Genomic DNA, 2,546 nt, shown 5'->3' on the forward strand with positions numbered 1-2,546 from the left:
GCGGGCCCGCGGACGCGGCGAGCGCTGGATCGCCGAGCAGGTCCGCCGCGCCCGTGACGGGGCGCCGCTGCCCACGCCGCTGTCGACGGTGGCCCACCACCGCGACCGCGACGGCCGCCTGCTCGACGAGCGCGTGGCCGCCGTCGAGGTGCTGAACGTGCTGCGACCCACCACGGCGGTGTCGTGGTTCGTGCTGGGCGGCGCGTACGCCTTCCAGCGCTTCCCCGACCTGCGCGAGGGCCTGCTCGAGCAGCGCTTCAGCGCCCTGGACCTGGCCCACGAGCTGCGCCGCCGCCTGCCCTTCGCGCCGTACCTCGCGGCGCGGGCGACGCGCGACCTGGAGTTCCACGGCACGCCGATCCCCACCGGGGCGCTGGTGGTCCTCGACCTGTGGGGCACCGACCACGACCCCGGCCTCTACGAGCGTCCGGACGTCCTGGACCCGACGCGGTTCAGGGACCGGGAGCCGACGCCGTACGACCTCGTCCCGCAGGGCGGCGGCGACCGCGAGCGCGGCCACCGCTGCCCGGGCGAGGACGTGACGATCGCGCTGCTCGTCGCCCTGCTCCCCGAGCTGGCGCGACTGCCGTTCCGGCTCACCGGCTCGACCCGCGTCCCGATGGACCGGATGCCCCCGCACCTGTCCGGACGTTCCGTCGTGCAGCCCGACGCGGTCTGAGCCATGCTCGCCACGAGACGAGACGAAGGAGAACCATGACCGCCGACCCGATCAGCCCCGACCCCGACAGCACCCCCGAGCACCAGGTCGAGCCCGCCGAGGCCAACCCCCAGGCGGACGACCCCGCCGACGCACCGGAGAACCAGCCGACCGCGGCGCCCGCGGAATGACCGCGACGACCGACCTCACGGCCACGCCAGCCACGACGGCGCGTCCCGTCGTCGTGGCCTCCGTGCCGCGCTCCCACGTCTACGTCCGCCACCTCGACCCGGTGACGCCCACCGGCGAGGTCGTCCGGCTCGACGACCCGGACCCCGCCGACCCGCGCCGTCCGGCCCGGCGCACCAAGTGGTGGCCGCCGGCGATGCTCGACCCGGCGTGGGCCGAGACCACCGACGCCGACCTCGTGCACCTGCAGTTCGGGTTCGACGCACGCTCGCCCGAGGACCTCGCCGCCTGGGCCGCCGTGCTGCGCCGGCGCGGCATCCCGCTCGTCTACACCGTCCACGACCTGCGCAACCCGCACCACGAGGACCGCACCCTGCACGACGCCCAGCTGGACGTCCTCGTGCCCGCGGCCGACGCCCTCGTGACGCTGACGCCGGGCGCGGCGGACGAGGTCCGCCGCCGGGTGGGGCCGCGAGGCGCTCGTGCTGCCGCACCCGCACGTCGTCGACGGCGAGACCGTCGCCCGCCTCCGGGCCGAGCGCGAGCAGCGCGATCCCGCCCCCTTCCGCGTGGGCGTCCACGTCAAGAGCCTGCGCGCCGGCATGGCCCCGCACCGCGTCCTGCCCGTGCTGGTCGAGACGGTGGCCGGCCTGCCCGGCGCCGTCCTGCAGGTCAACGGTCACCACGACGTCCTGACCCCCGGCGGCGCCCGGTTCGACGCTGAGCTGTCCGGCTTCCTGCACGAGCAGGCCGAGGCCGGGCGCGTCGACCTGCGGGTCCACGACTTCCTGCCCGACGACGAGCTGTGGTCCTACCTCGCCTCGCTGGACCTCTCGGTGCTCCCCTACCGGTTCGGCACCCACTCGGGCTGGCTCGAGGCGTGCCGCGACCTGGGCACCACCGTGCTCGCGCCGACCTGCGGGTACCTCAAGGAGCAGGGTCCGGTGCTGACGTACGTCCACGAGGAGGAGCGGTTCGACGCCGCCTCGCTGCGGGCCGCCGTGGTGCAGGCGTACGCCGAGCGTCCGCGGCTGGGCGCCGACTGGGACGCGCGCGTGCGTCAGCGGCAGGAGGTCGCCGACGCCCACCTGCGTCTGTACCGGGAGCTGACGTGACGCTGCGGATCTGCCTGGTCGCGTCCAGCCGCTTCCCGGTGGCCGAGCCGTTCGCCGGCGGCCTCGAGGCGCACACCGCGGCGCTGGCCAAAGGCGCTGCGCCGGCGCGGCCACGAGGTGTCGCTGTTCGCGGCGCCCGGCTCCGACCCGGACCTCGGCGTCCACGAGCTGCCGCTGGAGCCGTTCGCGTCCAGCGCCGCCGCGCGGGCCGACGTCGCCGCGCCCCCCGAGACGTGGATGCGCGAGCACCACGCCTACCTCGGGCTCATGCTCGACCTCGCCCGCGACGGACGGCGCCGCTTCGACGTCGTGCACAACAACAGCCTCCACCACCTGCCGGTCGCGATGTCGTCCGCGCTGGAGGTGCCGGTCGTGACGACGCTGCACACGCCGCCGGTGCCGTGGCTGGAGTCCGCGATGCGCTACGCCGACCCCGCCGCGGCCTTCGTCGCGGTCAGCGAGTTCACGTCCCGCTCGTGGCAGCACGCCGTGCCCAGCACCGTGGTGCTCAACGGCATCGACCCCGCGGCGTGGCCGGCCGGGCCCGGCGGGGGACCGGGGCGATCTGGTCCGGCCGCATCGTG

Annotated in this window: 4 protein-coding genes and 1 pseudogene; all 5 read left to right on the forward strand. The window is 75.9% G+C overall.

The window, feature by feature from the left end:
- The coding region (locus AC2W7G_RS13580; RefSeq protein WP_485868905.1) for a cytochrome P450 at nucleotides 1-679 on the forward strand (679 nt) is incomplete at its 5' end.
- 35 nt (nucleotides 680-714) lie between these two features.
- The gene (locus AC2W7G_RS13585; protein ID WP_485868906.1) at nucleotides 715-849 is read left to right on the forward strand and encodes a hypothetical protein; all 135 of its coding nucleotides are present in this window, start codon (nucleotides 715-717) and stop codon (nucleotides 847-849) included.
- Nucleotides 846-1,256: pseudogene (locus AC2W7G_RS13590) on the forward strand (hypothetical protein); the annotation flags it as partial. The gene AC2W7G_RS13585 and the pseudogene AC2W7G_RS13590, both read left to right, overlap by 4 nt.
- A gap of 73 nt (nucleotides 1,257-1,329) precedes the next feature.
- A complete protein-coding gene (locus AC2W7G_RS13595; RefSeq protein ID WP_485868908.1) occupies nucleotides 1,330-1,962 on the forward strand; it encodes a hypothetical protein in 633 nt (210 codons plus the stop codon).
- Nucleotides 1,963-2,079: 117 nt separating this feature from the next.
- Nucleotides 2,080-2,546: glycosyltransferase (locus AC2W7G_RS13600; protein ID WP_485868907.1), on the forward strand; the 467-nt coding region annotated here is incomplete at its 3' end.

The organism is Aeromicrobium sp. PFPM2_SD2 (assembly GCF_057364525.1).